18 protein-coding genes and 2 pseudogenes are annotated in these 26,812 nt (G+C 72.6%); 9 read left to right on the forward strand and 11 right to left on the reverse strand.

All coding sequences use genetic code 11. The annotated features are described in order from the left end of the window. Both IF19_RS0114900 and IF19_RS01000000134750 read right to left on the reverse strand, forming a co-directional pair. Positions 1–561, reverse strand: a 561-nt coding sequence (locus IF19_RS0114900) for a Mur ligase family protein (RefSeq protein WP_032752234.1), incomplete at its 3' end; no start/stop codon positions are given. Between the two features lie 1,377 nt (positions 562–1,938). After that, positions 1,939–5,228: pseudogene (locus tag IF19_RS01000000134750) on the reverse strand (AfsR/SARP family transcriptional regulator). Positions 5,229–5,401: 173 nt separating this feature from the next. On the opposite strand from IF19_RS01000000134750, the gene IF19_RS0114910 reads away from it, so the two are divergent. The 4 genes from IF19_RS0114910 (at position 5,402) to IF19_RS0114925 (ending at position 10,037) form a co-directional block, all read left to right on the forward strand. Then, a complete protein-coding gene (locus tag IF19_RS0114910) occupies positions 5,402–5,590 on the forward strand; it encodes an SDR family NAD(P)-dependent oxidoreductase (protein ID WP_030112266.1) in 189 nt (62 codons plus the stop codon). Between the two features lie 79 nt (positions 5,591–5,669). Further along, positions 5,670–6,935 (forward strand): MFS transporter, encoded by a 1,266-nt coding sequence (locus IF19_RS0114915; protein WP_030112267.1) that lies wholly within the window; start codon positions 5,670–5,672, stop codon positions 6,933–6,935. Between the two features lie 370 nt (positions 6,936–7,305). Continuing rightward, positions 7,306–8,715 (forward strand): NtaA/DmoA family FMN-dependent monooxygenase, encoded by a 1,410-nt coding sequence (locus IF19_RS0114920; protein WP_030112268.1) that lies wholly within the window; start codon positions 7,306–7,308, stop codon positions 8,713–8,715. Then, entirely contained in the window at positions 8,712–10,037 is a 1,326-nt protein-coding gene (locus IF19_RS0114925) for an LLM class flavin-dependent oxidoreductase (RefSeq protein ID WP_030121010.1), read from the forward strand. The genes IF19_RS0114920 and IF19_RS0114925 overlap by 4 nt, the downstream gene beginning before the upstream one ends. A gap of 43 nt (positions 10,038–10,080) precedes the next feature. Here IF19_RS0114925 and IF19_RS01000000134755 read toward each other — a convergent pair. The 8 genes and pseudogenes from IF19_RS01000000134755 to IF19_RS0114965 all read right to left on the reverse strand — a co-directional run bounded on the left by IF19_RS01000000134755 (position 10,081) and on the right by IF19_RS0114965 (position 20,669). Next, positions 10,081–11,406, reverse strand: a pseudogene (locus tag IF19_RS01000000134755) (APC family permease). Between the two features lie 134 nt (positions 11,407–11,540). Next, positions 11,541–11,729, reverse strand: a complete 189-nt coding sequence (locus tag IF19_RS0114935) for a hypothetical protein (protein ID WP_030112271.1) — start codon at positions 11,727–11,729, stop codon at positions 11,541–11,543. A 186-nt stretch (positions 11,730–11,915) separates the two neighbouring features. Beyond that, entirely contained in the window at positions 11,916–14,195 is a 2,280-nt protein-coding gene (locus tag IF19_RS0114940) for a catalase (RefSeq protein ID WP_030112272.1), read from the reverse strand. Beyond that, a complete protein-coding gene (locus IF19_RS0114945; protein ID WP_078580616.1) occupies positions 14,192–15,130 on the reverse strand; it encodes a glycosyltransferase family 2 protein in 939 nt (312 codons plus the stop codon). Before IF19_RS0114945 ends, IF19_RS0114940 begins: the two co-directional genes overlap by 4 nt. Then, entirely contained in the window at positions 15,130–16,083 is a 954-nt protein-coding gene (locus tag IF19_RS0114950) for a hypothetical protein (RefSeq protein WP_030112274.1), read from the reverse strand. The genes IF19_RS0114945 and IF19_RS0114950 overlap by 1 nt, the downstream gene beginning before the upstream one ends. Then, a complete protein-coding gene (locus tag IF19_RS0114955; RefSeq protein WP_050493999.1) occupies positions 16,080–17,174 on the reverse strand; it encodes a glycosyltransferase family 4 protein in 1,095 nt (364 codons plus the stop codon). Before IF19_RS0114955 ends, IF19_RS0114950 begins: the two co-directional genes overlap by 4 nt. After that, entirely contained in the window at positions 17,171–18,079 is a 909-nt protein-coding gene (locus tag IF19_RS0114960; RefSeq protein ID WP_324604011.1) for a glycosyltransferase family protein, read from the reverse strand. The genes IF19_RS0114955 and IF19_RS0114960 overlap by 4 nt, the downstream gene beginning before the upstream one ends. An 853-nt stretch (positions 18,080–18,932) precedes the next feature. Next, entirely contained in the window at positions 18,933–20,669 is a 1,737-nt protein-coding gene (locus IF19_RS0114965) for an amidase (protein WP_030112277.1), read from the reverse strand. 178 nt (positions 20,670–20,847) lie between these two features. Here IF19_RS0114965 and IF19_RS0114970 point away from each other — a divergent pair, with 178 nt between their 5' ends. From IF19_RS0114970 to IF19_RS0114990, 5 genes are all read left to right on the forward strand, one after another. Then, positions 20,848–21,570: a TetR/AcrR family transcriptional regulator gene (locus tag IF19_RS0114970; RefSeq protein WP_030112278.1), complete on the forward strand. Its 723-nt coding sequence runs from the start codon at positions 20,848–20,850 to the stop codon at positions 21,568–21,570. A gap of 158 nt (positions 21,571–21,728) precedes the next feature. Further along, complete coding sequence (locus IF19_RS0114975; protein WP_030112279.1) at positions 21,729–22,133, forward strand: FKBP-type peptidyl-prolyl cis-trans isomerase; 405 nt, start codon at positions 21,729–21,731, stop codon at positions 22,131–22,133. 171 nt (positions 22,134–22,304) lie between these two features. Beyond that, on the forward strand, positions 22,305–23,489 hold the full coding sequence (locus tag IF19_RS0114980; protein ID WP_030112280.1) for an alcohol dehydrogenase catalytic domain-containing protein: 1,185 nt from the start codon (positions 22,305–22,307) through the stop codon (positions 23,487–23,489). 97 nt (positions 23,490–23,586) lie between these two features. Beyond that, positions 23,587–24,477 (forward strand): SDR family oxidoreductase, encoded by an 891-nt coding sequence (locus tag IF19_RS0114985; protein ID WP_030112281.1) that lies wholly within the window; start codon positions 23,587–23,589, stop codon positions 24,475–24,477. A 102-nt stretch (positions 24,478–24,579) separates the two neighbouring features. Continuing rightward, positions 24,580–26,058: an aminotransferase class I/II-fold pyridoxal phosphate-dependent enzyme gene (locus IF19_RS0114990; protein ID WP_030112282.1), complete on the forward strand. Its 1,479-nt coding sequence runs from the start codon at positions 24,580–24,582 to the stop codon at positions 26,056–26,058. A 19-nt stretch (positions 26,059–26,077) separates the two neighbouring features. Here the strand turns inward: IF19_RS0114990 and IF19_RS0114995 are convergent, their stop codons facing one another. After that, positions 26,078–26,701 carry a TetR/AcrR family transcriptional regulator gene (locus IF19_RS0114995; RefSeq protein ID WP_030121013.1) on the reverse strand — a complete coding sequence of 208 codons (624 nt, stop codon included), beginning with the start codon at positions 26,699–26,701 and terminating at the stop codon, positions 26,078–26,080. Positions 26,702–26,812: the final 111 nt, after the last annotated feature.

Raw genomic sequence — 26,812 nt, forward strand, 5'->3', positions numbered from 1 at the left:
CTCCAGGACGACGGTTCCGCACGCCCGGTCGCGCATGTGCCCCAGCAGGTACTGGAGATCGGGCGATTCCGGAGTGCTGAGCACCGAGGGCGGCATCGGGATGACCTCGTCCCCGATCCGGCTGCCCGCGGTGCCGATCACTCCGACGCGGGCCTGCTCGGCGAGCCGCAGCACCGACTCGGTCATGTACGAGACGGATGTCTTTCCGTTGGTCCCGGTGATGGCGATCAGGTCCATCGCCCGGCCCGGTTCGCCGAAGTAGCGCGAGGCCACCACTGCGGCGGCCTTGCGGACATCGGGGACGCGGACGGCGCACACGTCGCCCACCGCGGCGGGCAGGGGTGGCGCCTGTTCGTCGACGAGTACGGCGACCGCGCCGCGTGCGACGGCCGGGGCGACGGCGTGCGGGCCGCCGGCGGCATGGCCGGGCACCGCGGCGAACACGGAGCCGGGGGTGACCCGGTCCGCGTCGAACGTCACGCCGGCGGTGACGTCCGTGCGGTCGGGGGTTCCCCGCAGCACGTGGTGGTCCTGTCCGGCCATGAGGTCGCTCAGCTTCACGGTGATCCCTTCGAGTGCGGCGTCGGCCGGGTGGTGCGCCATTGCCGGGAAGCGGCACGGGCGGGTGCGCCGTGGGCCGCGTGGTGCTGTGGAGCCGATCGTGGAACGCACGCCTCCGGCGGACGCCGGAGGCGACGGAGGCTCCGGAGCTCGGCGCGCCGGAGCGGTGGTGTCGGTGTGGGGGCGGCGGGGCGGGGCGGTCACGCCAGGGGCGTGGAATGCCGGATGCCGCTGCCGGGAACGGTCGCGAAGATCGCTAGCCGTGGCCGTGCAGCGCGGTACGGCCCGTTCCGGGCGCCGCGTCCGCGGGCGCCGGGGGCACGGCCGCGCGGGCGGCGAAAGGGGGCAGCGCGGAGCAGGCCCGGTGCGGGCACTTACTCGGCTCGGCGCTGTGTCCCATGGGCCGAGTGTACGGGGTCGAAGGAACGGGCCCCCTCCGCGTCGGTCCCCCCAGCGGCACCTGTGACCCGGTGACCTCGGTGATGCCCGACCGGCAGGGCCGGATCTGGTGGGTCACCGGGCTCGGCGGGCCCGGGGACGGCAGGCGGTTCTGCCGATGATCTCGGAATCACCCGGTGCGGCAGCAAAGAAGTGACCTGTGACGGCAGGAACGTGGGAGGCGATCAATTTGGCTGCTCAACAGCGGAGCCAGGTGCCTCATCGTGAGGTTCGTCCGCACATACGCGGTGACCAGCAGCGCCCGGTCCTCCAACGACACTCTCCACACGGCCGCCCCCAGCCTGAGGAGCCAACATCCTCACGACGCGGCGCGGTCAGCAACTTGCCGAAGGCGCCCGGACTCAACCCGGTAGAAGTGGCTGCCCGGAACGGCGCGCAAGCTGTGCTCACACCTGGCACCGGCGAGGTCACCGCAGAGCGAGATCACTTACGGGACAGCCCTCAGTGCCGGGCCATGTCCTCGATCAAGTGCCCGCGTTTGCTGAAAACGCGGTGCGTGCTGTGGCGGCCGCCTTTCGTCGGCTTCGTGATGAGTGGCAGCGAAGGTAAGGCCCGGTCGCAGCGCACGTCCCGGGTCTGTCCTCGCCCGGCGATGCGCTCCTCAGCGGAGCTGAGAGGGCAGGCGAGGGCAACGAGCCCACCCGCCCTTGCTCGCGCCGGCGAGGGCTTCCATCGCCGAAGCCGACAGGCGAGGGCTATCCTCGGGTTGCCTCAACGGAGTTTGGTGGACACGAACCGGGACAACCCGGAGCGCCAGGTCCGTCTGAGCTTTCTCGGCTGACCGAGATCGTTCAGCTGGGGCGTGCCGCCGATTACCGGTGATGGTGCCATCTTCGGTCGCGACCTCTCCGGGGACGGGCGCCGAGGTCTGCCGGACCGGATCCGCCCGTTCGGTGGCCGGTAGGAGGTGTCCTGCCGTCAGCCTTCCGTGGTGGTACGGGTCGCCTGGACCGCCTCCTCCGGTTCCAACCCGGTGCCTCGTTCGTACGCTTCACGGAACGCGGCCGGGCCCAGCGTGGCTCGGGTCGCCGTCGTGATGCGGTCGACGTCGGTGCGTTCGGCGAGAGGCAGCGGGGCTCCGGCTCGTCGCCGGGCTGCCGCTGCCGCGCCCAGGAGGATGGCCGCTCGGGTGGCGGTGGAGGTGTGGGCCGGGAGGGCGGACGCGCCGGCCAGGCCTTCCAAGGAGAGAGCCAGGGCCCGAGGTTCGCGCAAGGTCCTGGCGATCTCCAGGCCGGCGAGATGGTGGGCCTCCGCCGCGTGTGCGTCGCCGCGCAGCTCGGCGACGAAGCCGAGTTCGGCCAGGAGGAGGTGGTCGCCCGCCTGGGAGGAGACGTCTGCGTAGCCGTCGCGGAGGTGCAGCAGGTGGGCCTCGGCCGCGTCGAGGTCGCCCGAGCGGCGGGCGCCGAGGGCCAGGCCCATCCCGGAGTGGATCTCGCCGTACTTGTAGCCCTGCTCGGTGGCGATCCGGCGCGCCTGTTCGTGGAGGTCGCGGGCGCGGTCGAAGTCGCGGGCCAGCAGCGCCAGCCGGCCGAGGCCGGAGTGCCGCGCCGACACCTCCGCCTGCAGCCCCAACTCGCGCGCCATGACGAGTCCTTCGTGCTGGCGGCGCTCGGCTTCCTCGTAGGCTCCCTTGATCTCCGCGAGCGCGGCGAGCGGCGAGACCGTCTGCAACTCTCCCCACGGGTCGCCGAGTTCGCGGAGCATGCGCGCGCTGCGGCTGCCGTCCCGGCCGAGGCCGGCGAGGTCGCCGCTGACCAGCGCCAGCGTGGCGCGCAGGCCGAGTGCGGCGGCGGTGCCCCACGGGTCGCCGGCGGTGGTGAACAAGGTGAGTGCGCGCGTGTTCAGCGCGGCGCTGCCAGTCGCGTCACCCGCGCTGAACAGGCCGTACGAGAAGAGCCAGAGAGCGCGAGCCCGGCGCACGGGGTCGGGGACGGCCTCGGACGTGGAGGTGGCGCCGCGGCCGTCCGCCGTGTCGGCCGCGGCGGCTTCCGGGGCGCCGGTGAGGAGCGCGAACGCGGAATGCAGGAGCACGAGTTCAGCGCGGCCCTCGGTCGCGCCCAGCACTGCGGCCAGGCTGCGGCGGGCCTCGGTCAGGCGGCCGCGCAGCAGCCACCACCAGGCCAGCGCGGTGACCAGCCGGACAGCCTCCTCCGGCTCCGTGCCCGCCCTGCGCACCGCCTCGTCGAGCGCGGTCCGCAGGTTGCCGGCCTCCGCGTCCAGCCGGGCCAGCCAGGGCCGTTGTCCGGCGCCGCGCAGCCGAGGCCCGGCTTCTTCCGCCAGTTGCCGGTAGTGCACGAGATGGCGGTCGCGTACGACGGCGAGGCCCTCCGTCTCGTTCAGCCGCTCTGTCGCGTACGCGGTCACGGACTCCAGGAGCCGGTAGCGCGGGCCGGTCGGTCCGTGTGTCACGACCACCAGGGAGCGGTCGACCAGCCGCGTGATCAGGTCCAGCACCTCGCCCCGGGCAACGCCGTCCCCGGCGCAGACCGCTTCGGCTCCCGCCAGGTCGCAGCCGTCGCTGGGGCGGCGAGGCGGCGCAGGATGATGCGTTCGGGCGCGCTGAGCAGCTCCCAGCTCCAGTCGATCACCGCTCGAAGCGTCTGCTGGCGGGCCGGTGCGCCGCGCTGCCCGAAGGTCAGGACCCCGAAGCGGTCGTTGAGCCTCGCGGCCAACTCCCGTACTCCAAGGGCCCTTACCCGGGTGGCGGCGAGCTCCAGCGCGAGCGGGATGCCGTCCAGGCGCCGGCAGATCTCGGCTACGGCCCGGCGCTCGGGCTCATCCGGCGCGTCCGGGTCGCGCGGGAAGCCGGGTGCGGATGCGGCTGCCCGTTCCATGAACAGTTCCACCGCGTCCGCCGGTTGCAGCGGTTCGACGAGGAAGACCGCCTCGCCCGCCAGGCCGAGCGGCTCCTGGCCGGTTGCGAGGACCCGCAGGCCCGGGGCGGTGTGCAGGAGGAGTTCGGTGAGTTGGGCGGCGGAGTCGACGACGTGCTCGCAGTTGTCCAGGACGAGCAGGGCACGGCGGTCGCGCAGTGCGGCGGTGAGACGGTGCGGCAGGGAGGGCGTGGGGACGCCGGTGCCGGGGAGCGCGCGCGGTGCGTCGTCGCGGATGCCGAGTGTGGCGGCGACGACCTGTGCGAGGTCGGCGGGAGTGCCGTGGCGCATACCGGAGAACTCCACCAGCCAGGTTCCGTCGGGCAGTTCACCCAACCGCGCACGGTCCTGCTCGGCGGCGGCCGCCGCCACGGCGAGTCGGGTCTTGCCCACGCCACCGGGGCCGGTGAGGGTCACCAGACGGGTCGCGGCGAGGAGCCGGGCCAGGTCGGTGAGGGCCTTGCCACGACCCACGAGGTGGGTCAGAGGGGCGGGGAGGTTGGAGCGGGGCGTTGTGGTGGAGGGCGTGAGCGTCGCTGTGCCCGTTGAGCCGTGCACCGGAATCCGCAGGCCGTCCTCCCCCTCGCAAGCGCCCGCGCTCAGCCCCGGCTCCTGCCTCAGCATCGCTCCGTGCAACGTGGTCAGTTCGGGGCCGGGGGCGACGCCCAGCTCCTCGGCCAGCCGCGTGCGCAGGGACTCGTACGACGCCAGAGCCTCGCTCTGGCGGCCCGTCGCGTACAGGGCCCTCATGCGCAACGCGTGCAGGCGCTCCCGTAGCGGGTGGAGTGCGACGAGGCCGGCCAGCTCCGCGGCCAGGAGCGCGTGGTCGCCCGTCTCCAGGCGGGCGCGGGCCTGGTCCTCCAGGGCGGTGAGGCGCTGCTCCGCGAGACGCTCGGCCGCCGGCCGTACGAAAGGGGCGTCGGCGAAGTCCGCGTACGCCGGTCCCCGCCACAGCTCCAGGGCCTCCGTCAGCAGCTCCGCCCGGACGCGCGGGTCTGCGACAGGACGGGCCCGGGCCACCAGGGCCCGGAAGCGTACGGCGTCCGTCTCGTCGTCGGTGTCGCCGAACCGCAGCCGGTAGCCCGGAGGCTGGCGCACCACGCGGTCGCGGCCGATGGCCCTGCGCAGCTGAGAGACCTTGGCCTGGAGAGCGCCCGCCGGGTTGGCAGGGGGCGCGTCGGCCCACAGGTCGTGGATGAGCCGGTCGGCGGAGACCGGTCCTCCGTCGTTCGCGAGCAGATCAGCCAGCAGGGCCCGGACCCTGGCCTCCGGGACCTTCACCTCTCGTCCCTCGCCGTCCCACACCACCAGTGGCCCGAGCACCCCCAACCGCATAGGCGCCACCGTACAGGCCCGGGAAACCGCGCCCCGGCCGCCGAGCACCGCCACTCCGGGCGCCGGACGGCCACGAAGGCCGCCCGAAGGCCGCTCGAAGGTTTCCCGAAGGTTCTCCGAAGCGGCCGGGCGCAGAGTCGTACCGACCGGGGGAGCGGAAGGAGCGGCAGGCCATGACCGAGTACGCGCGCCGGAAGGCTCTGGTCGTCGGTGAGTCCACCGGTATCGGCCCGGCCGTCGCCAAGCGGCTCGTGGAGGGCGGAGCGGGCGTCCTGCTGACCGCGCGCACCGAGGAGGAGCGTGCCCACGCGGTCGGTGAACTCGGCTCCGCCGCCCGTGCCGTCCCCTGTCCTCGGTCGTGAGCGGTTCCGGCTGCCCCTGAACCGTCCTCCGCCCCGCCCACCATCACCCCGTCCCTTCAGGAAACCTGGAGCACACCCCATGAGTACCGCACCCGACACGGCGTCCGCTCCCGCGGCGGAACCGGGCCCCACGGGTAGTGGCGCGAAAGCGCGCGAGCTCCCGCTCTTCGCTCTCCTGGCCCTCGCCACCGCCGTCTTCATCACCAGTCTCACCGAGACCCTACCCGCCGGTCTGCTGCCGTCGATCAGCCAGGATCTGCGGGTCAGTGAGTCCGCCACCGGGCAGACGGTCACGGTTTACGCGATCGGCACCGCTCTCACCGCGCTCCCGCTCACCGCCGCCACCGCTGGCTGGCAGCGCAAGAAGCTGCTGCTCACGGCCATGGCCGGGTTCGCCGTCGCCAACACCGTGACCGCCGTGTCGTCGGTCTACGAGCTGACGATGGTGGCGCGGTTCGTCGCCGGTGTGGCCGCCGGTCTCGCCTGGGCCCTGCTCGCCGGTTACGCCCGCCGCCTCGCTCCCGTACACCTCCAGGGCAAGGCGATGGCCGTCGCCATGGCCGGTATCCCCGTCGCGCTCTCCCTCGGCGTGCCCGCCGGTACGTTCCTCGGCGAGTGGCTCGGCTGGCGCGCGGCGTTCCTGTCGATGACCGGGCTCACGGTCGCGCTGCTGGTGTGGATCTTCGCCGGTGTACCGGACTTCCCCGGCCAGGCCCGCGGCGAGCGGCCGAAGCTCCTGCGCACCCTGACCGTCCCGGGCGTCGCGCCGGTCCTCTTCGTCACGCTGGTCTTCGTCCTGGCGCACACCATCCTGTACGCGTACATCGCCACGTACCTCGAGGACCTCGGCCTGGGCGGGCACACCGGCCTGATCCTGCTGGTGTTCGGCGCCGCCTCTCTGGCGAGCATCTGGATCGTCGGCGCGCAGATCAACCGCCGGCTGCGCGGTCTCACCGTCGCCGGCGCGCTGCTGGTCGCCGTCGCCTCGCTGATCCTGGCCGTCCTCTCCGACACCACCGCGCTCGTCCATGTGGCGGCGGTGCTGTGGGGCCTGGGCTGGGGCGGTGTGCCGACGCTGCTGCAGACCGCCGCCGGTGACGCGGGCGGCGAGTCGGCGGACGCGGCGCAGGCCATGCTCGTCACGCTCTGGAACGTCGCGATGGCCGGCGGCGGCATCGTCGGTGGCATCCTGTTGGACACCCTCGGCAGCGAGTCCTTCCCGTGGGCGGTCGTGCTGCTCCTGCTGCCGGTGATCGTGGTCGTGCTCCACGCCCGGAAGGCCGGGTTCCCCGCCCGCCGGCCGTCCCCGGAGGCGGAGGCCGAGGCCGGTGCTCCCGCGGCCTGACAGCCCGACCGCCGGAGGGCGCCCCTCCCCGTTCTTAGGGGGTCGGCTGCCCGTACGAGCCCAGCCCGCCGCCGGTGCGGACGGCGGCCGCGTACGCCTCAGGGGAGCCGTCGGCGGTCGCCGTGGTGAAGAGTCACGGGGTCGCCTTCGAGAACCGGGTGCGGTACGTCTCGCCGGTCCCGTCCACCAGTCAGGCGGCGGCTTCCGCGCCGGGGTCCGCCGAAGGCTCCGCGCCTGCCGCGACGGCATGAACAGCTCGTGAAGTAGGGCCGGTCGACCTGTGCAGACGGCACAGGTCGCAGGCACGCTCTGAGAGCCACCACCTCAACTCGGCACGCAGGCCGAGGACTTCGCGGAAGGAGACCGCACCGTGCCCGCCCCCGTCAAGAAACAGGTGCATCTCGCAGCGCAGCTGCCCGGCATCCACAACGTGACCGTCTGGTCGGACCCCCGCTCCGAGAGTCAGATAGCCATCGACTCCTTCATCCGGCTCGCGCAGACCGTCGAACGCGGCAAGTTCGACTTCTTCTTCCTCGCCGAAGGGCTGCGGCTGCGCGAGCACAAGGGGCAGATCTACGACCTGGACATCGCCGGCCGGCCGGAGAACCTGACGGTGCTCAGCGCCCTGGCCGCCGTCACCACGCACCTGGGCCTGGCCGCCACGGTGAACGCGACCTTCAACGAGCCGTACGAGGTCGCGCGCCGGTTCGCCACCCTGGACCGGCTCAGCGCCGGGCGGGCCGCCTGGAACGTGGTGACCAGCCACGACGCGTTCACCGGCGAGAACTTCCGCCGGGGCGACTTCCTCCCGGAGGCCGACCGCTATACTCGGGCCGCCGAATTCCTGACCACAGCGCGGGAGTTGTGGGACAGCTGGTCGGCCGGCGCTCTGAGGGCCGACGCGGCCTCGGGCGAGTTCATCGCCGCCGACGCCGGCCGCTTCGCCCACCGGGGCCGGCACTTCGACATCTCCGGCCGGTTCACGACTCCGCCCGGACCGCAGGGCCACCCGGTGATCATCCAGTCCGGCGAATCCGACGCGGGCCGGGAGTTCGCCGCGTCCGACGCCGAGGTCGTTTTCAGCAAGCACAACCGGATCGACGTGGCCCGGGAGTTCTACCGGGACGTGAAGCGGCGCCTGGCGACGTACGGCCGGAGCCCCGACGATCTGCTGATCCTTCCCACCGCCAACGCGGTCGTCGCGGACACCGACGAGGAGGCGGCGGCCTACGCGGAGGAGATCAGCCGCGAGCTGGTCAGCCCGCAGACCGCGATCGCCCACCTGGAGGCGGTCTGGGGTCGCGACCTGTCCGCGTACGACCCGGACGGGCCGCTGCCCGGCATCGAGCCCGAGGACGACGCCCACTTCCTGAAGGGGCACTCCGTCTTCCGCAAGGACCGGGCGGAGACCGCCCGGCAGTGGCGCGAGCTCGCGGAGGAGCGGAACCTCTCCATCCGGGAGCTGGTCATCGAGGTCGGCGGCCGCCAGACCTTCGTCGGCAGTCCGCAGACGGTCGCGGACGCCATCGACGGCTACGTGCAGAGCGACGGCGCCGACGGCTTCGTGCTCGTCCCCCACCTCACGCCGGGCGGCCTGGACGACTTCGTGGACCGGGTGGTGCCGATCCTCCAGGAGAGGGGCGTCCACCGCGACGACTACTACACCGGCACCACGCTCCGCGACCACCTGGGCCTGGCCACCGCACCCCGCCCGGCCGCCTGGGGCGGCCCCGGCCGGCCCCTGCGCACCGGGCACGACGAGAAGGAGAACACCGTATGACCGGCACGACGGGTGACGCATCAGGTGCCGCGCACGGTACGACCGGTGCCACCGACCCGACCGGCGCCCCGGCCACCGCCTCCGAACCCACCGCCTCCCTCCATCTCGCCGTCGCGCTCGACGGCGCCGGCTGGCATCCGGCCGCCTGGCGCGAGGAAGGCGCCCGGCCCGGCGAGCTGCTCGACGCCGACTACTGGGCCGATCTGGTCACCGAGGCGGAGCGCGGCCTGCTCGACTTCGTCACCTTCGAGGACGTGCTCGGCCTCCAGTCCGCCGCCTTCCACCTGCCCGACGACCGCACCGACCAGGTCAGAGGAAGCATCGACGCGGTGCTGCTCGCCGCATACCTGGCACCGCTCACCCAGCACATCGGCCTGGTCCCGACCACCAACGTCACCCACACCGAACCGTTTCACCTCGCCATCGGCATCGCCACGCTCGACCACGCGAGCCGGGGGCGGGCCGGCTGGCGCCCGCAGATCGCGTCCCGGGCCGCCGACGCCGCACTCTTCGGGCGCCGCACCACACCTCAGCTCACCGAGCACGACGTGGGCGACTCCGCGTCGATCTCCGCACCGCTGCGCGCGCTCTTCACGGAGGGCGCGGAAGTGGTGCGGGCGGCACGGTTGCTCTGGGACAGCTGGGAGGACGGAGCGGAGATACGGGACGCGGCGACGGGCCGCTTCCTCGACCGCGACAAGATTCACCCCATCGACTTCCGGGGCACGAACTTCAGCGTGAAGGGCCCGTCCATCACCCCGCGCACCCCCCAGGGGCAGCCGCCGGTGGTGAGTCTGGCGCACGCCGCCGTCCCCTACGAGTTCGCCGCCCTCAGCTCCGACGTCGTCGCCATCACCCCGCACGGCCGGGCGGGCACGGTGGCGATCCTCGCGGAGGTGGCCGAGGCGGTGGAACGCACCGGCCGGGACGTGAGCGAGCGGCCCCTGCGCACGTTCGCGGACCTCATCGTCCTCCTCGACGACGAACCGGGCGCCGCCGCCCGGCGCAAGGCCCGCCTGGACGAGCTGGCCGGGGCCGAACTCGTCTCGGACGCCGAGGTCTTCACCGGCACCCCCGCCGAACTGGCCGACCTCCTCGTCGACCGGCACTCCACCGGCCTGGACGGCTTCCGCCTCCGCCCGGCCGGGCTGCCGCACGACCTCACGGCGATCACCCGGGGCCTGGTCCCTGAACTCCAGCGGCGCGGAGTGTTCCGTACGGAGTACGCGTCCACCACCTTGCGCGGCCACCTCGGCCTGGCCCGCCCCGCCAGCCGCTACGCGAAGGGGGGTGACGCGCGGCACCCGGAAGACAGCGCGTGACAAGTCGACCAGGTCCTGCTGGTCCACACCCCCGACGGAGGGGTCAAGAGGCCCGGCGCGACCGGCTCGCGGCGACCGCGCCCAGGCCGCCGCCGACGGCCAGCACGATGAGCCCCCTCAGCCAGACGTCGTGTTCGATCCGGGTGGCGAGCAGGACGCAGGACAGGGCCCCGAGGACCGGTACGGCGGTCGGCACCCGGAAGTGGGGCCCGGGCGTCGTGTCACGGCGCAGGACGAGGAGCGAGGTGTTCACGAGGAAGAACACCACCAGGAGCAGCAGCACCAGCGTGGAGGCCAGCGTCGACACGTCCCCGGTCAGCGCGAGCAGCAGCGACAGCGCGGTCGTCGTGGAGATGGCGGCCCACGGAGTGCGGCGGCCGGGGAGAACCTTGGTCAGGAAGCGGGGGAGCAGGCCGTCCCGCGCCATGCCGTACGCCAGACGCGAGGACATGATGCCCGTCAGCAGAGCCCCGTTCGCGACGGCCACCAGGGCGACGACGCCGAAGAGCCCGGGGGGCACCCCGCCGGCCGCACGGACGACTTCGAGCAGCGGTCCGCTCGAGTCCGTGAGCTTCTGCTGCGGTACGGCGGCGGACGCGGCCGCGCCCACCAGGGCGTACACCGCGCCCGCGGTGAGCAGTGCGCCGAAGAGCGCCCGGGGGTACGAGCGGCGGGGCTCACGGGTCTCCTCGGCCACGTTGACGGACGTCTCGAACCCGACGAACGAGTAGTAGGCGAGTACGGCCCCGCTGAGCACCGCCGCCGCCGGGCCCTCGCGTGACGTGCCGAGCTCGGTGAGCCGGCCGGGGTTCCCGTCGCCGCGCAGCACGATCCAGACGCCGAGGCCGATCACCAGCAGCAGTCCGCCGACCTCGATCACCGTGGCGACGACGTTGGCCCGGGTGGACTCGCTGATGCCCCGCGCGTTCAGCAGCGCCAGCAGGACGAGGAAGACGATCGTCACCAGCACGACGGGGAGGGTGACGAACTCGGTGAGGTAGTCGCCGCCGAATCCCCGGGCCAGGGCAGCCACCGACACCACGCCGGCGGCCAGCATGCAGAAGCCGGCGAGGAACCCCAGGAACGGACCGTAGGCCAGGGTCGCGTAGTGAGAGGCGCCGCCGGCGCGCGGATACTTGGTGACCAGCTCCGCCTAGGAGGCGGCGGTCAGGAGGGACAGGCACATGGCCACGAGCAGGGGCACCCAGACGGCGCCCCCGGATTCGGCGGCGACTTGGCCCACCAGAACGTACACACCGGCGCCCAGGACGTCGCCCAGGATGAAGAAGTAGAGCAACGGGGTGGTCAGGGCCTTTTTGAGCGGTGCCGGAGAGCTCGTGGACGGGGCCGGCGCGGGAGGCGTTTTCACGGAGCGCCGGGTACCCGGGCGCCCGCCCGGCAACCGCTCGCCCCTCGGATGCTCTGCTGTGCCGCGCTGCCGCTCGTCACGAACCGCCGTGCGGTCCGACCGGTGTCGGCCGGTCGGAGCCCACACCAGATGGCTCACTCCGGGGCAGCGCCGTCCCGTTCCTCGAACACACGGCGTGCCGAAGCACCCTCGTCGTCGACCAGGCCGCCGCCGGCAGGGGAGAACACGGCACCGCAGTGTTCGCAGAGCTTCTCCGTTCCGGCGGGGGTGCCGCACGCCTTGCAGAACCGCTGCTTGCCCTCTGCCTCCGATATGGCGTTCATGGCGTTCCTCTCGGTTGGTGGCTACGTCTCGTACCCGTATCCGGCGGGACGAGTGACCGGAAGGCGGTCGGCGGCCGTGGGCGCCGCCCGCCTCGGGCCGATCCCCCGCCGAGGGGGACGGGCCCCGTGTTCGCGTCCTTCGCGGCCCCGGCGGTTCCGCACGTGGGCGGGACCGCCGGGAAGGGGTCAGACAGCGGGGGTGAACCGCTCCCAGGCCCGGTGTCGGGCCAGTGCGTCGGTGAGCGCCTCCAGGACCGCGGTCGGATCGGCGGCGGTCACGACACCGGCCGCGTCGGGCACGATGCCGGCGGTCCTGAGCGTTTCGAGGCCGTCGGACCAGGCGCCGATGGCCTTGCCGTGCCGGAACGCCTCGGTGAGCAACAGCACCACCCGGGGGTCGATACCGGTGGATACCGCCACTCTGTCATCGACCTTGGCGTCGCGGGCGCCGTAGCCGTCGGCGCCGGGAGCGGGTGCGCCGGCGACGAGGAGGGCGTCGAACTCGATCGAGCGTGCGGTGGTGAAGGTGCGCTGAACGGTGACGGGGTCGTCATCCGGTCCGAGGGCGCCGCCGGCCGGGGCGATGACGAGCGGGACCATGCCACCGTCCAGTACTGCCTGCCGTACGGACCTGACGCCGTCCAGGTCCGAGTCGGCGTCCGCGACGATGCCGATGATGCGGCCGTCCAGCGGCCAGGTCTGCCCGAGCTGGGAGAGTGCGGGGCTGGGGGCGGGGTCGGTGAGCCGGGCTTCTGCCGCCGGTGCGGGAAGGCCGAGACCGGCGGCGACCTGGGTGCAGAGCTCGGTGTCGATGTTGGCCAGGACGGTCAGGGCGCGTTCCTTGACCGCCTGTTCGTAGCACTTGCCGAGCTCGAAGGTGTAGGCGGCGATGATGTGTTCGCGCTCGGTGGGGGTCATGCTGAGCCAGAACAGCCGCGGCTGGCTGTAGTGGTCGTCGAAGGACGCCGGCGCCTTGCGCTCCTTGACGCTCGCGGCGATCTCGGCGGGCACCTCGACGAACGCGCCGGTGTCCTCGCCGGCGAGGAAGGGGCAGCCGCCGTCGAGGCTGTTGGGCCGGTAGGGGGCGACGCCGCGGTGGACGGCGGTCTGGTGCATGCCGTCGCGCAGCATGTCGTTGACCGGGGCGTGGGTGCGGTTGATCGGCAGCTGGCCGAAGTTGGGGCCGCCGAGCCGGGTGAGCTGGGTGTCGAGGTAGGAGAAGAGACGGCCCTGGAGCAGCGGGTCGTCGGTGACGTCGATGCCGGGGACGAGGTGGCCGAGGTGGAAGGCGACCTGTTCGGTCTCGGCGAAGTAGTTCGACGGGTTCGCGTTGAGGGTGAGCAGCCCGATCGGCTGGACCGGGGCCATCTCCTCGGGCACGATCTTCGTCGGGTCGAGCAGGTCGATCCCGGCGAAGTTCTGCTCCGGGGTGTCGGGGAACGTCTGGATGCCCAGCTCCCACTGCGGGAACGCGCCGGCCTCGATCGCGTCGGCCAGGTCGCGGCGGTGGAAGTCGGGGTCGACTCCGGCGGCGATCTGTGCCTCTTCCCAGACCAGGGAGTGCACGCCGAGTTTGGGCTTCCAGTGGAACTTCACCAGCGTGCTGTCACCCTCGGCGTTGACGAGGCGGAAGGTGTGGACGCCGAAGCCCTCCATCATCCGGTAGGAGCGCGGGATGCCCCGGTCGGACATGTTCCACAGGGTGTGGTGCGTCGCCTCGGTGTGGAGGGTGACGAAGTCCCAGAAGGTGTCGTGGGCGCTCTGAGCCTGCGGGATCTCCCGGTCGGGGTGGGGCTTGCCGGCGTGGATGACGTCGGGGAACTTGATCGCGTCCTGGATGAAGAAGACGGGGATGTTGTTCCCGACCAGGTCGAAGACGCCTTCCTGGGTGTAGAACTTCGTCGCGAATCCACGGGTGTCGCGTACCGTGTCGGCGGAGCCGCGCGAACCCAGGACCGTGGAGAATCGGACGAACACCGGGGTCTCCACGTCCTTGGCCAGGAACGCCGCCTTGGACACGGTCGACGCCGTACCGTAGGCCCGGAACACCCCGTGGGCGGCCGCGCCCCGGGCGTGTACGACGCGCTCCGGAATCCGCTCGTGGTCGAAGTGGGTGATCTTCTCCCGCAGATGGTGGTCCTGCAACAGCACCGGCCCCCGGGCCCCCGCCTTCAACGAGTGGTCGGTGTCGTACAGCCGCGCCCCCTGAGCGGTCGTGAGATACGCCCCGCGCTGCGCCACGTCCTGCTGGGGGGTTCCGGTCTCCTGCCCGGTCGGGCTGTAGGTGTCCGGTCCGCGCTGGTCGTGCTTGGGCGGCAGGGGCTCTGTCGGAGAGGTCGGCTCGTCGACGGGAGGCGGTACCGGCCCGGGGGCGCCGGGGATGTCGTTCCCGGGTGCGACGGCGTCCTGGACCTTTTCGACGACCTTCTCGGCCGCGGCCTTCACGGGGTTCTTCTTCTCGCTCATGAGATTCCGTTCGTTGCGGAGGGTGTGTCACCGGAGGGCGGGCGCCCTTCCTGCGTGTACGGGGGGCCTGGGTGCCACTCGCTGCGTCCACCGGCCTGTTCGGGCTTGGGGCCGGGGCACCAGCGGCCCGTGGCCGGGTCCCGGTGGGCGAGGCCACGGGCGGCGAACGCGTCGAGCCAGTCGGCCATCGGCCACCAGCCCCAGCGGCGGTGGAAGGTCGCCGCGTTGCGCAGGATGTCGTGCACGTGCGCCACGGGAGGGTCGGAGACGGGATGGTGCTGGTGGTAGGCCGGGGCGCCGCCGACCCAGGCGATCGGGACCCCGGCCGCACGGGCCTGCTGCCCGTAGTCCGTGTCCTCGCCGCCGTACCCCTCGTACTCCTCGCAGAATCCGCCGACGGCACGCCAGGTTTCCGCCGTCACGGCGAAGGACAAGGACCAGAACAGCTGGTGGTCCTCGCTGCGGCGGACCTCCCCCGACGCGGGTGCGGGTCGGCCCGGGTGAGGACCGGCGAGTGCGGGTAGGTCGGTCAGCCGGTATCTGCCCGGGCCCGGAGGCGGCAGGTAGGAGACGGTGCCGCAGAGCAGCGAGTGCTGGTGCTCGGCGTCGAGCGCGACCTGTCGGTAGCGCTCCAGCAGACGTTCACCGGGGACGCAGTCGACGTCGAGGAAGACCAGCAGTTCGGCGCCGCCTTCGAGGGCGCGGAACGCTCCCATGTTCCGGGCGCGGGCCAGCGGCAGGCGCCCGTTCTCCATGGGGCAGTCGACGACCGTCGCGGCAGGCTTGCTGCAGTCCACCACGGCACCGAGTTCCGGGTCGTCCATCGCGACGACCACGTATTGTTCCGGCGGACGTGAGCCTGCCGCGAGCCCGCGTTGCTGCAGTGCCAGGTGGCGGTGGCGTCCGGAGACCGGGGTGATGACCGCTGTCCGCATCAGGCGGCCTCCCTACGACTTACCACATCGGCGAGAGCGCGGGCGGCGCGGGCGGCTCCGTCACCGGGAGCCCATCGGGACCAGCGGTCCCCACCGCGGGCGTATGCCTGTTCGAGGAGTGCGGCCCAGTCGGCGGCGTCCGGCCACCGGGTCGCGACGACGGCCAGACGGTCGCGGGCGAGGGCGCGTCCGGTGGCCGCCTGCTCGCCGAACGGGCGTTCCTGTGGCACCACGACGTCCGCCGCACAGAGCGCGGGCCACGGGTCCGCCTCCCACCGCCCGTCCGGGCCGCCGAGGGTCGTCCACCGCCAACCGGGACTGGCGGCCCGCGCCGCAGCGATCTCGGCGGCGGAGACATCGCGTCCGCCCGACCCCATCAGCAGGAGCACCCGCCGGGCCCGTGTCCGGTCCGCCCGCGCTTCCGGCGGCGCGGGGGAGCGGCCGTCGAACCGGGAGAACGCGCCCGTGTGCACGGTCTTGGCCCTCCAGTGCCGCGGCCACCCGGGTTCCGGCAGTGTCGACGGCCACGGGGCGAGAAGCAGCTCGGCCAGGTCGTAGGCGGTCCGGTGCGGCGCGTCCCCGCGCTCGCCCCGCATGGCCGCGACCGCGGTCGGTGTCCCCAGGAGACGTGCCAGCAGAGCGACTTCGACGGAGACGTCGGACACCAGGAGCGCCGGTGACGTCGCCGCGACCCATTCGGCGATCCGTGCCATACGTCCTCGAAGTCCCGCGTGCAGGACCGGTGCCCAGTGCAGCCGCCCGCCGGCAGTCACGTCGCCGAACGTGGCCGGATCGCCGTCGTCGTCCCTCGGCAGGCTCACCCAGGGGCCGGGCCAGCCTTGGGGGGCCGGGAGCGAGGAGAGCCCGGTGACCGGGAAGGGGGAGTGGGCCGCGATGGACCGGGCGCGGTGGAGATGCCCACTGCCGTGATGGTGCACGTAGTAGCCGATCATGCCGCCACCGACCGGTAGAGCTGCTCGTAGCTGCGGGTCATGGCGTCCATGGAGCAGAAGGTTTCCGCGTGCCGTCGGGCATCGGCCCGGGAGAGGGCGATCGTGGGCTCGACGGCTTTCGCGAGGGCCGCGGTGTCGCCGGGCGGCACCAGGCGGCCGCACTCACGCGTGACGACCTCCGGGAGTGCGCCCCGGGCGAAGCCGCAGACCGGTGTGGAGCAGGCCAGTGCCTCCGCCACCACCAGTCCGTACGGCTCGTCCCAGCAGGGCGTGACGACGGCCGCGGCCGAGGACCCGACCAGCTCGCACAGATCCGGCTGGTGGAGGTGGCCCTCGTAGGTGATGGTGCGGCCGAGCCGGGGACGCACGAAAGCCTCGAAGTAGTCGGTGTCGCCCATCGGTCCGGCGATCCGCAGCCCCCGGCCGGACAGCTCCGCGGCCTCGATCGCCAGGTGTGCGCCTTTCTCGGGGACGATCCGGCCCGACCAGACGAGGTCCTCCCCGCCGGGGCCGGGCGTCCAGCGCCGGGTGTCGACGCCGTTGTGGACGACTGTGGCCGAGGGCACGATGTGCCGCCAGGCGTCGGCGGTGTGGGCGCTGACCGCGCTGAAGTGGACCGGGCAGCGCGGTGCGACCTGGATGGCCGACTCGATCCAGGGCGTGGGCGGGGTGTGGAGCGTGGTGACGACCGGGACGGAGAGCGCGGCGGCCATGGCCACCGGCAGGTAGTTGAGGCTGTTGTTGTGCACGAGGTCGAACTGCGACGGCTCGTGCGCCAGTTCGAGCATCAGCTGGAGGTACGCGTGGTGCTCCTCCAGCCAGGGCGCTGCCACCATGCTCGTGTCCCGGCAGGCGCTCTCACTGATCCGGGCCGCCCGCAACGGCATCTCGATCACGCCCAGCCCGGGATCGGAGCCGGGCCCGGCGAAGACGGTGACCTCGTGGCCGCGAGCACGCAGGGCCGTGGAGAGCGTCCAGGTGTGCGCTTCGAGACCGCCGGCGAAAGGCTCGGCGATCGGGTGCCGCGCTGAGGCGATCAACGCGATGCGCAGGGGTGCCGTCGAGGGTGCGGCCTGCGGGAAGCCGGTCACAGCAGGTCCGCGTAGAGGAGCTCGTGGGCCCGGGCGATCCGGACGCGTTCGGCGCCGCGCTCCACCGGGTCGGCACGCGGGCCGGGGCGCTCCTCGTAGGCCCTTCGCAGCGCGTCGCGCAGGGAGGCTGCGTCCAGACCCCGCCGGTCGTGTCCGTAGGTGAAGCACGGGCGCTGCTGGGCGTAGAACCCGCAGGACGGGGCGATGACGGCGGTGCCGAGGTCGTAGCACGCCTCCAGCCATCCGGAGTGGGTGCCGAAGCGGTAGGGCAGGACGGAGACGTCCAGGCCGATCAGGTAGTCCCACAGCGCGTCGTCGTCGAAGTAGTCGTGCACGCTGAGTTCCAGCCGTCCCTCGCGGCTCATACTCCGCAGTTCATCCAGGACTCCGGGCGCGTACCAGTGGCTTTCGGCATCGTCGACGTCCGGGTGGCAGTCGACGCGGAGCACCGCGCCCGGGAGTTCGGCCACCGCGTCGGCGAGCACGCGGACCACGGGCAGGGGGGCCATGTTGGGGCGGATGCTCTTGGCGTGCAGGCCGACCCTGAACGTGTCGTGCGGGGGCCGGGGGCGCAATAGTCCGTCGGGTTCCACGACGTGAGGGTGCGGCAGGACCGTGGCGGTGCGGCCCCAGCGTGCGGCGATCTCCCGGGCGGCGCCCGGGGTGAGGGTGATGAGCCGGTCCGCTCCGGGCACGAGTACGTCGAGCTGTGCCCGGTGCTCGCCTTCGTCGTGGTGGTGGGGGTTGGCCAGGTCATGGACGGTGTAGACCAGCGGCTTCCCGTTCCCGCGCAGCGCTGTGAGGAGGTCGTCCAACCTCGACGGGGTCTGCGCGTCGAAGCCGAAGTGGAGGTGGAAGACGTCGAAGGAGTCGGCGTGTTCGTCCACCCAACCGGGGTCGAGCATGACGGGCGGCCACCACTGCTGTGAGCCGCTGGGGGCGCCGCACGGACGCGGGTCGGCGAGCCGTGTCACGCGGTCGCCCTCGGGCGGGGACAGGTGGCGCACATAGACATGGCCGGCCGGGACCGACGCGACCCGAATGGTGCCGTCCGCCGGCGCGGCAGCCGACCGGCGCCCGGGAGCATCCGCCGTCCGCTCGCCCCGCCGGACGCCGGGGGTTCGTCGCGGTGAGTGGCCCGGACGGTGATGGCCCGGCGGTTCGGCCACGGTGGTCTCCTCGTCTCTTCGGTTGCTTCACACCTCGTCCACCCCGCCTGCCCCGCCGCAGAGGCGAGGGCCGATCCGCGCACACGAAGGCGGAGGCGCCGACGCGCCCGCTGCCGGCCCGCTCAGCGGCGGATCGGAGGAGGCGAAGGGCCCGGGTGCGCGTGCTCGGGGTCGAGTCCCCCGGGTTCCCAGAACGCAGGGTTCAAACGCGCTCCGGCGAAGGAGTCGCGAGGCAGGCGAAACCAGCACTCCTTCGGCTCCTGCCGGGGAGGGGACGAGAACGGGACTCCGAAAGCTTCCGTCTCCGCCGCTGGACGCCGGCGCCCTCGACCGCCTGGGACCCGGTCCGGGCACGGGTGGCGAACCGACTGCTCGCCCTGACCCTGACGCTGTGGGAGACGGCATCCGAGCACCGGGGCCTCCCGCGCGGCCCCCGGCCTCCGCGCTGGGCGTGCTCGGGCGGCTCCGTCGGCAGCGGTACAAGGAGGTGAAGCAGGTCGGTCGATCATGGTGGACGGGGCGGTGCGGGCCAGGACCGGCGGAACTCGGCCCTGGCCGAAGCATTCCAGGTGCTCGGCCCCCTACCAGGTCACTCCGCCCGCAGACGCGGTGTGCGCGGCGGTTCCGTGCGCCGGTCGCCGGTCTTCTCGAAGGCCGCCGCGAGGGACAGCAGGGCGTTGTCGTCGTAGGCGCGCCCCGCGAAGGTGAGCCCGACGGGCATGCCGGTGTCCGTCATGGTGCCCATGGGCACGGTCACGGTCGGGATGCCGAGATGGCGGGGGACCAGGTTGCCGTTGGCGACCCAGACGCCGTTGCGCCAACCGAGATCGGCGGACGCCGCGTCGACGTCCATGTCCGCGGGGCCCACGTCGGCCACGGCGGGGAAGACCACCGCGTCCAGACCCAGGTCGTCCATCCACAGCTCCAGGTCGACGCGGCGCGTCTCCTCCAGGCCGCGCAGTCCCTCCTCCAGAAGCGGCATGTCGGCGAGGGACGCGTACGGCCGCTCGCGTGCGAAGCGCGGGTACTCGCTGATCGTGTCGTCGAAGCCGTCGTACCGGTCGGGCAGTTCGCCCTCCTGCTTGGGCCAGATGCGGTCCCCGTCGACGTCGGCCAGGGTCGAGAGCGCGGGGTCGCCGTTGGTGCGCAGGAAGTCGTCCCAGGACCAGGCGGACAGATCCTCGATCTCGAAGGTGAGGTACTCACGGCTGACCAGTCCGCGGGTGAACACCGAAGGAGCTCCGGGGCGGTCGGACTCGTAGTTGGTGACCGCGGGGAAGTCGACCTCGACCACCTCGGCGCCGGCGGCCTCCAGGTCGCGGCGGGCCGCTTCCCACAGGGCGATCACGGAGGAGCGCGTGTCGACGCGTTGTCCGGTCTGGCCGCCGATCCCGCCGTCGGGGTTCGTGCCGGCGGCGGGATCGGCGTTGATGTACATCCGGGGTACGCCGATCCGCTGGTCGGCGAGCGCGTCGGACGCGGCCCCGGCGTCGGCGGGCGCGAGGGCCGGGTAGGACGCGGGGCGCACCTGCGAAGGCGAGGGCAGCTTCACCCACGGCTGGGCGCGCCACAGGTCCCCGCGCGTGTGCGGATCGTCGGCGACGACGACGTCGAGCAGTTCGAGCAGGTCGGCCATGGTGCGGGTGTGCGGGACCACGACGTCCATGGTCGGTACGAGGGGCCAGTTGCCGCGGACCGAGATCACGCCGCGGCTCGGGGTGTAGGCGCACAGCGCGTTGTTCGAGGCGGGGGCCCGGCCCGAGGACCAGGTCTCCTCACCGAGGCCGAACGCGCCGAAGGACGCCGCCGTCGCCGTGCCGGAGCCGTTGGAGGAGCCGGAGCCGTACGCGCTGGTGAGCCAGTCGGCGCTGTACGGGCTCTCCGCGCGGCCGTACACGCCGCGCTGCATGCCGCCGTTCGCCATCGGCGGCATGTTGGTCAGGCCGATGAGGACCGCGCCGCCCGCGCGCAGCCGCTCGACGGCGAAGGCGTCGTGCTGGGCGACGAGGTGTTCGAACGCCGGAGAGCCGGAGGCGGCCGTGAGCCCCTTGGCGAGGTAGCTGTTCTTGGCGGTGTACGGGATGCCGTCCAGCGGGCCCAAGGTCTCGCCGCGGGCGCGGCGGGCGTCGGACGCCTCCGCTTCGGCCATCGCGTGCGGATTCATCACGACCATCGCGTTCAGGGCGGTGGCCGTACCGGGCCGGTCGTACGCGTCGATCCGTGCGAGGTAGGCGCCCAGCAGCTCCGCCGAGGTCGTCTCGCCCTTCTCCAGCGCTGCGCGCAGGTCGGCGATACAGGTCTCCACGACGTCGAATCCACGCGTCATGCGGGTGCCTCCTGGGGTGGGTGGGGTGGGCGGGACGCCGACTGCAGAGGCGACCGACCGTGCACGGGGCGGCTGTGACGCTTCCTGTCGTGCCCGTCTAGATTTTCAGTCTAGATTAAGGATCTAGACTGCTGAAACCTAGACTGGGGGCCTGGAATCCCGAGCCGGAAGTGAGCCCATGCCGACGTCAGAGACCGGATCCGCGCTGCCCGGCCCCCTTTCTCCGCCGAGTCGCGGGATCGGGGCGGCGGGCGTCGGGGGCCGGGCCGACTCGCGGCCCGCGGCGCGGGTGCCGATCGACAGGAAGCGTCAGTCCAGCGGGGACGAGGCACGCGAGCGGGCCATGCGGGCCGCCATGGGCGTCATCGCCGAGAAGGGTGTGGCGGCCGTGCGGATGTCGGACATCGCCGCGCGGGCCGGTATGAGCACCGGGCACATCCTTTACCACTTCGGCAAGAAGGGCCGACTCCTGCTGGAGGTACTCGCCTGGAGTCAGGCGGACCTCTGGGGCCGGTTCCAGGAGGCCGTCGACCGGGCCGCGTCCCCTGCCGAGAAGCTGGACCTGTTCGTCCGCTTCTATCTGCCCCGCCATGAGGGCGACGAACGCTACGCGCTGTGGACGCAGGTGCTGGCCCAGCGCCATGACGAGGCGGGTCGGCAGATTCTCACAGAGCTGTTGGACGGGTGGGACGCACGGCTGGAGGCCATTCTCCGTGAGGGCCGGGACGCGGGGGACTTCGCCGACGTGGACCTCCCCGAGTTCACCGTACGGGCCGTGGCCATGTTGAGCGGGCTCTCGGAAGACGTGATGTTCGGGCGCTCCCGCTGGCGGCACGCCTCCGTGAACGCGTTCGCCCTGTCCGCCCTCCGACGCGAACTGTGTCCTGCCGGTCAGGAGTGATGACGGGGAGCCGCCGACGGCGACGGTACGGCGATCCGCGACCGGGCCCGCTGGAGGACGGGCCTGGTCGGATAGCGTGACCGGCTGCCGCGCGGAACGTCCACGCGGCAGCAGGCCGGCCCGGACGCGGGGCCGCGGCCGTGAACGGGAGGCATGCGATGAGTGGACCGACGAAACCCGTGGTCGAGGTTCCCGAGGGAGCCGCGCCCCAGGAGCTACTGGTGCGGGACCTCGTGGTCGGGGAGGGGGACGAGGCGCTGCCGGGCCGCGTCGTGCGGGTTCACTACGTCGGCGTCACGTTCGCCTCCGGTAAGGAGTTCGACTCCTCCTGGGAGTCGGGAGCACCGTTCAAGTTCGCCGTGGGCGGCGGCAAGGTCATCAAGGGCTGGGACCGAGGCGTGCGGGGGATGAGGGCCGGCGGCCGGCGCGAGATCATCGTTCCGCCGCGGCTCGGTTACGGCAAGCAGTCGCCCACCGCGTCGATCCCGCCCGGCTCGACGCTGGTCTTCGTCGTGGACCTGCTGACGGTGGTCGGCCCGCCCACGCGCCCGGGCGGCGCCTGACCACAGCCCCGTCGCCCTCCACCCGCGTACCGCCCCGGCTCGCACCCGCCACGCGATGCCGGTGCCCGCCCCCTCGCACACTCGTCCCACCCGCGCCGTGTGTTTCACGGGGCATGCCCAGGGAACCCGGCTCTCTCGTTCGCGAACAACGGCGAGAGAAGGAGCGGGACCGTGCGCGCATTGACGTATCAGGGAAAGCGGGACGTCCGGGTCGAGACGGTCCCGGACCCACGGATCCAGGAGCCGACGGACATCATCGTCAGGATCACGTCCACCGGGATCTGCGGGTCCGATCTGCACCTCTACGAAGTGCTCGGGCCGTTCCTCGACCCCGGCGACATCCTGGGGCACGAGCCCATGGGAGTGGTGGAGGAGGTAGGGCCCGAGGTGAGCGCCGTCGCGCCGGGGGACCGGGTCGTGGTCCCCTTCAACGTCTCCTGCGGGCGCTGCCACATGTGCGGGCGGGGACTGCACTCCCAGTGCGAGACCACACAGGTTCGGGAGTACGGCACCGGCGCGTCGCTCTTCGGGTACACCAAGCTCTACGGGCAGGTGCCCGGCGGCCAGGCCGAGTACCTGCGGGTGCCCTTCGGCAACGATCTGCCGGTCAAGGTACCTCACGGCCCCTCGGACGATCGGTTCGTCTACCTCTCCGACGTCCTGCCCACCGCCTGGCAGGCCGTGGAGTACGCGGACATCCCGCCCGGCGGCAGCGTCACCGTCCTCGGCCTCGGCCCGATCGGCGCCATGGCCGCCCGCATCGCCCTGCACCGGGGCGCCGGTCTCGTGATCGGGGTGGACCTGGTCCCCGAGCGCCTCGACCGGGTGAGCGGGTACGGCGCCACCTGCCTCGACCTGCGTCGCCACGGCAAGGACCTCGGCGACGCCGTCCGCGACCTCACCGACGGCCGCGGTACGGACGCGGTGATCGACGCCGTCGGCCTGGAGGCCCACGGCGCACCCCTGGCCAAGGCCGCGCACGCGGCGGTCGGCCTGCTCCCCGACGCGGTGGGGCAGCGTCTGATGGAGACGGCCGGGATCGACCGGCTCACCGCCCTCCACACGGCGATCGACCTCGTCCGCAGGGGCGGCACCATCTCCGTCTCGGGGGTGTACGGCGGCGCCGCCGACCCGATGCCGCTGCTGACCATGTTCGACAAGCAGATCCAGCTCCGCATGGGGCAGGCCAACGTTCACCGCTGGGTGGACCACCTGCTGCCCCTGCTGGTCGACGACGATCCGCTGGGCGTCGACTCCTTCGCCACCCACCACCTGCCGCTGGAGGAAGGGCCGAAGGCGTACGAGACGTTCCAGAAGAAGGCCGACGGCATGATCAAGACCCTGCTCATCCCGTGAGACCCGCGGTGCCGCGCCCGGGACGCCCGGGCCGCGACGCCCGTGACGCGACCGCGCGTGCCGTACGAGCAGCTCCACGATGGGGAAGAGGACAGTCATGGCGAGCAACAGTGAACAACCGCAGGACCCGAACCGGCTCCACCCCCGCCCCGACTTCCCGCAGCAGGACCAACAGCATCCCGGCTGGACCGGCCCCATGGACCCGCCGCCCGACCACGGTGAGGAGTCCTACCGCGGCTCCGGCCTGCTCGACGGCCGGAAGACGGTCATCACGGGAGGCGACTCCGGCATCGGCCGCGCGGTCGCCCTGGCGTACGCCCGCGAGGGCGCGGACGTGATGCTGACGCACCTCCCCGAGGAGGAGAAAGAGGCCCACGAGACCGTTCGGCTGGTCGAACAGGCCGGCCGCAGGGCGATCGCCGTCCTCTGCGACATCCGGGACGAGAAGCAGTGCCGCTCGCTCGTCGAGCGCGCCGTCTCCGCGTTCGGGCGCATCGACGTCCTGGTCAACAACGCGGCCTACCAGATGTCCCAGCCCGACGGGATCTCCGCCATCTCCACCGAACAGTTCGACCGCGTCATGCGCACCAACCTGTACGGGATGTTCTGGCTGTGCAAGAACGCCCTGCCGCACATCCCGGCGGGCGGCTCGATCATCAACACCACGTCGGTGCAGGCGTACAAGCCGAGCCCCCACCTGCTGGACTACGCGATGACGAAGGGGGCGATCGTCACCTTCACCCAGGGGCTGGCCCAGATGCTGGCCTCCGACGGCGTCCGCGTCAACGCCGTCGCCCCCGGCCCGGTCTGGACCCCTCTCATCCCGGCGACCCTGCCCGACACCGCCGAGTTCGGGAAGCAGAGCCCGCTCGGCCGGCCCGCCCAGCCGGCGGAGATGGCGCCCGCCTACGTCTTCCTCGCCTCCGCGAACGCCTCCTACATCACCGGCGAGGTCATGAACGCCACCGGCGGCACCCCGATCCCGTGAACCCCTCTCCCGTGACCCGACGGCTCGGACCGCGTCCGGCGCTCCGGAGCCGCGCGGACTCCGCGCTGTTACGCGTCGCCCCCCACCGGGAAGCCGGACTGTATGGACCACTCCACCGCTCCCGTACTCGACGCGCTCCAGGCGTACCACGACCAGGACCAGCTGCCCTTCACGCCGCCCGGACACAAACAGGGGCGCGGGGCCGACCCGCGGGTGCGGGCCGTGCTGGGGGACGCGGTGTTCCGTGCGGACATGCTGGCCGTGTCCGGCCTGGACGACCGCACCACCTCGCACGGGGTACTGGAGCGGGCGGAACGCCTGATGGCCGACGCCGTGGGCGCCGAGCACACCTTCTTCTCCACCTGCGGCAGCTCGCTCTCGGTCAAGGCCGCCATGCTCTCCGTCGCGGGGCCGCACGAGAAGCTGCTGGTCAGCCGCGACGCGCACAAGTCGGTGGTCTCGGGCCTGATTCTGGCGGGCATCCGCCCCGTATGGGTCGATCCCCAGTGGGACCCCCGACTGCATCTGGCCCACCCGCCGGCCCCGGACGCGTTCCGGGCGGCATTCGAGGAGCACCCCGACGCACGCGGGGCACTGCTGACCAGCCCGACCCCGTACGGGGCCTGCGCCGACATCGGAGCCGTCGCCGCCCTGTGCCACGCGCGCGGGGTGCCGCTGATCGTGGACGAGGCATGGGGCGCGCACCTGCCCTTCCACCCCGACCTGCCCACCTGGGCCATGGACGCCGGGGCGGACGTGTGCGTGACGTCGGTGCACAAGATGGGGTCCGGGCTCGAACAGGGCTCGGTCTTCCATCTGCAGGGCGACCTGATCACCCCGCAGACCCTCGCCTCTCGCGCCGATCTCCTGGACACCACCAGCCCCTCGGTCCTGGTCTACGCGGCCCTCGACGGCTGGCGCCGCCAGATGGTGGAGCACGGCCACGAACTCATGGAGGAGTCCTTGGCACGGGCCCGGCGGGTCCGGGCGGCCGTCCAGGACATCGACGGGCTGCACGTCAACGGTCGCGACGACTTCTGCGGACCCGGGCGCGCCCATGACCTGGACCCCCTGCAGATCTTCATCGACCTCAGCGCCCTGAAGTTCAGCGGCTACGACGCCGCCGACTGGATGCGCCGCCACCACCGCGTCAACCTGCACACCTCCGACCACCGGCGGATCAACGCCCAGCTCACCCACGCCGACGACGAGACGACCGAGGCCCGCCTCCTCGACGGCCTGCGTGACCTGGTGGCCCACGCGGACGAGCTGCCGCCGTGCCCCGGCATCCACGTCCCGGACCCGGGCGACCTGCGCCTGCGGCAGGTGACGCTTCCCCGGGACGCGTTCTTCGGGGAGGTGGAGCAGGTTCCGGCGGACGAGGCGGTCGGCCGTGTCTGCGCGGAGATGCTGACCCCGTACCCGCCCGGCATCCCGGCCGCGCTCCCCGGGGAACTGCTCGACCGGGCGGTGGTCGACTACCTGCGCACCGGAGCGGACGCGGGGATGCTGATTCCCGACGCCGCCGACAGCACGATCGCCACCATCCGTGTCTCCGTGCACGACGTGGACGCCGACTGAGCGGGGCCCGCCCGTCACTCTAAGCGGTCGGGCCGGCCGTCCCCCTCGCCGTACCGGACAGGGCCGGGGCGGCGCTGAACAGGGCGTGGACGGCGGAGGTCACCTGGGCGGCGACGGTCTCGGGCGAGGAGGAGTCCAGCTTGCCGTCGAGGTGCAGGAACGCGAGGCCGTGGACGAGGGCCCAGACCGTGGTCGACAGCGCCTCCGCGTCCACACCGGGGAAGGCGGCCCCGACGATAGTGCGGACGTACGCCGAGATGGCCTCGGTCGCGGCGACCCGTTCCTCGCTCGTGGGGTCGCAGGGTTCGGCGAACATCGCCCGGAACAGGGCGGGGTGCTCCAGCGCGAACCGTACGTAGGCCACGGCCACGGCGGCGAGTTCGTCGGGGGTCGACGGCGCAGGGTGGGCCCGGGCCAGGTGTTCGGCGAGCTCCCGGTACCCCTCGGCGGCCACGGCCGAGACCAGCGCCTCGCGGTCGGAGTAGTGGCGGTAGGGGGCCGTCGCCGACACCCCGGCGCGCCGGGCCACCGCACGCAGCGAGAGGGCGGCGCTGCCGTCCTCCTCCAGGAGCTCGCGCGCGGCACGGAGGCAGGCGGCCCGCAGATCCCCGTGGTGGTACGTGTTGGGCCGGGGTCGAGGCATGGGCACGCTCCTGTGTTCGCCGGGTTCACATCTCCTCCCAGATGTGAACGATGCATACACCGTAGGTGATCGGCACGGCAGAGGAAAGCCGCTCCCGGCCGGAGCGCGGCT

The organism is Streptomyces californicus (assembly GCF_000717645.1).
Classification (GTDB): Bacteria; Actinomycetota; Actinomycetes; order Streptomycetales; family Streptomycetaceae; genus Streptomyces; species Streptomyces californicus.

What these genes read in the sequence shown, in the direction of transcription:
- IF19_RS0114950 (WP_030112274.1), bottom strand. Translation starts at nt 16,083, where the DNA reads ATGATCGGCTACTACGTGCACCATCACGGCAGTGGGCATCTCCACCGC.
- IF19_RS0114925 (WP_030121010.1), top strand. Translation starts at nt 8,712, where the DNA reads ATGACCGGCACGACGGGTGACGCATCAGGTGCCGCGCACGGTACGACC.
- IF19_RS0114990 (WP_030112282.1), top strand. Translation starts at nt 24,580, where the DNA reads ATGGACCACTCCACCGCTCCCGTACTCGACGCGCTCCAGGCGTACCAC.
- IF19_RS0114965 (WP_030112277.1), bottom strand. Translation starts at nt 20,669, where the DNA reads ATGACGCGTGGATTCGACGTCGTGGAGACCTGTATCGCCGACCTGCGC.
- IF19_RS0114915 (WP_030112267.1), top strand. Translation starts at nt 5,670, where the DNA reads ATGAGTACCGCACCCGACACGGCGTCCGCTCCCGCGGCGGAACCGGGC.
- IF19_RS0114940 (WP_030112272.1), bottom strand. Translation starts at nt 14,195, where the DNA reads ATGAGCGAGAAGAAGAACCCCGTGAAGGCCGCGGCCGAGAAGGTCGTC.
- IF19_RS0114970 (WP_030112278.1), top strand. Translation starts at nt 20,848, where the DNA reads ATGCCGACGTCAGAGACCGGATCCGCGCTGCCCGGCCCCCTTTCTCCG.
- IF19_RS0114995 (WP_030121013.1), bottom strand. Translation starts at nt 26,701, where the DNA reads ATGCCTCGACCCCGGCCCAACACGTACCACCACGGGGATCTGCGGGCC.
- IF19_RS0114945 (WP_078580616.1), bottom strand. Translation starts at nt 15,130, where the DNA reads ATGCGGACAGCGGTCATCACCCCGGTCTCCGGACGCCACCGCCACCTG.
- IF19_RS0114960 (WP_324604011.1), bottom strand. Translation starts at nt 18,079, where the DNA reads ATGCTCGACCCCGGTTGGGTGGACGAACACGCCGACTCCTTCGACGTC.
- IF19_RS0114985 (WP_030112281.1), top strand. Translation starts at nt 23,587, where the DNA reads ATGGCGAGCAACAGTGAACAACCGCAGGACCCGAACCGGCTCCACCCC.
- IF19_RS0114910 (WP_030112266.1), top strand. Translation starts at nt 5,402, where the DNA reads ATGACCGAGTACGCGCGCCGGAAGGCTCTGGTCGTCGGTGAGTCCACC.
- IF19_RS0114935 (WP_030112271.1), bottom strand. Translation starts at nt 11,729, where the DNA reads ATGAACGCCATATCGGAGGCAGAGGGCAAGCAGCGGTTCTGCAAGGCG.
- IF19_RS0114975 (WP_030112279.1), top strand. Translation starts at nt 21,729, where the DNA reads ATGAGTGGACCGACGAAACCCGTGGTCGAGGTTCCCGAGGGAGCCGCG.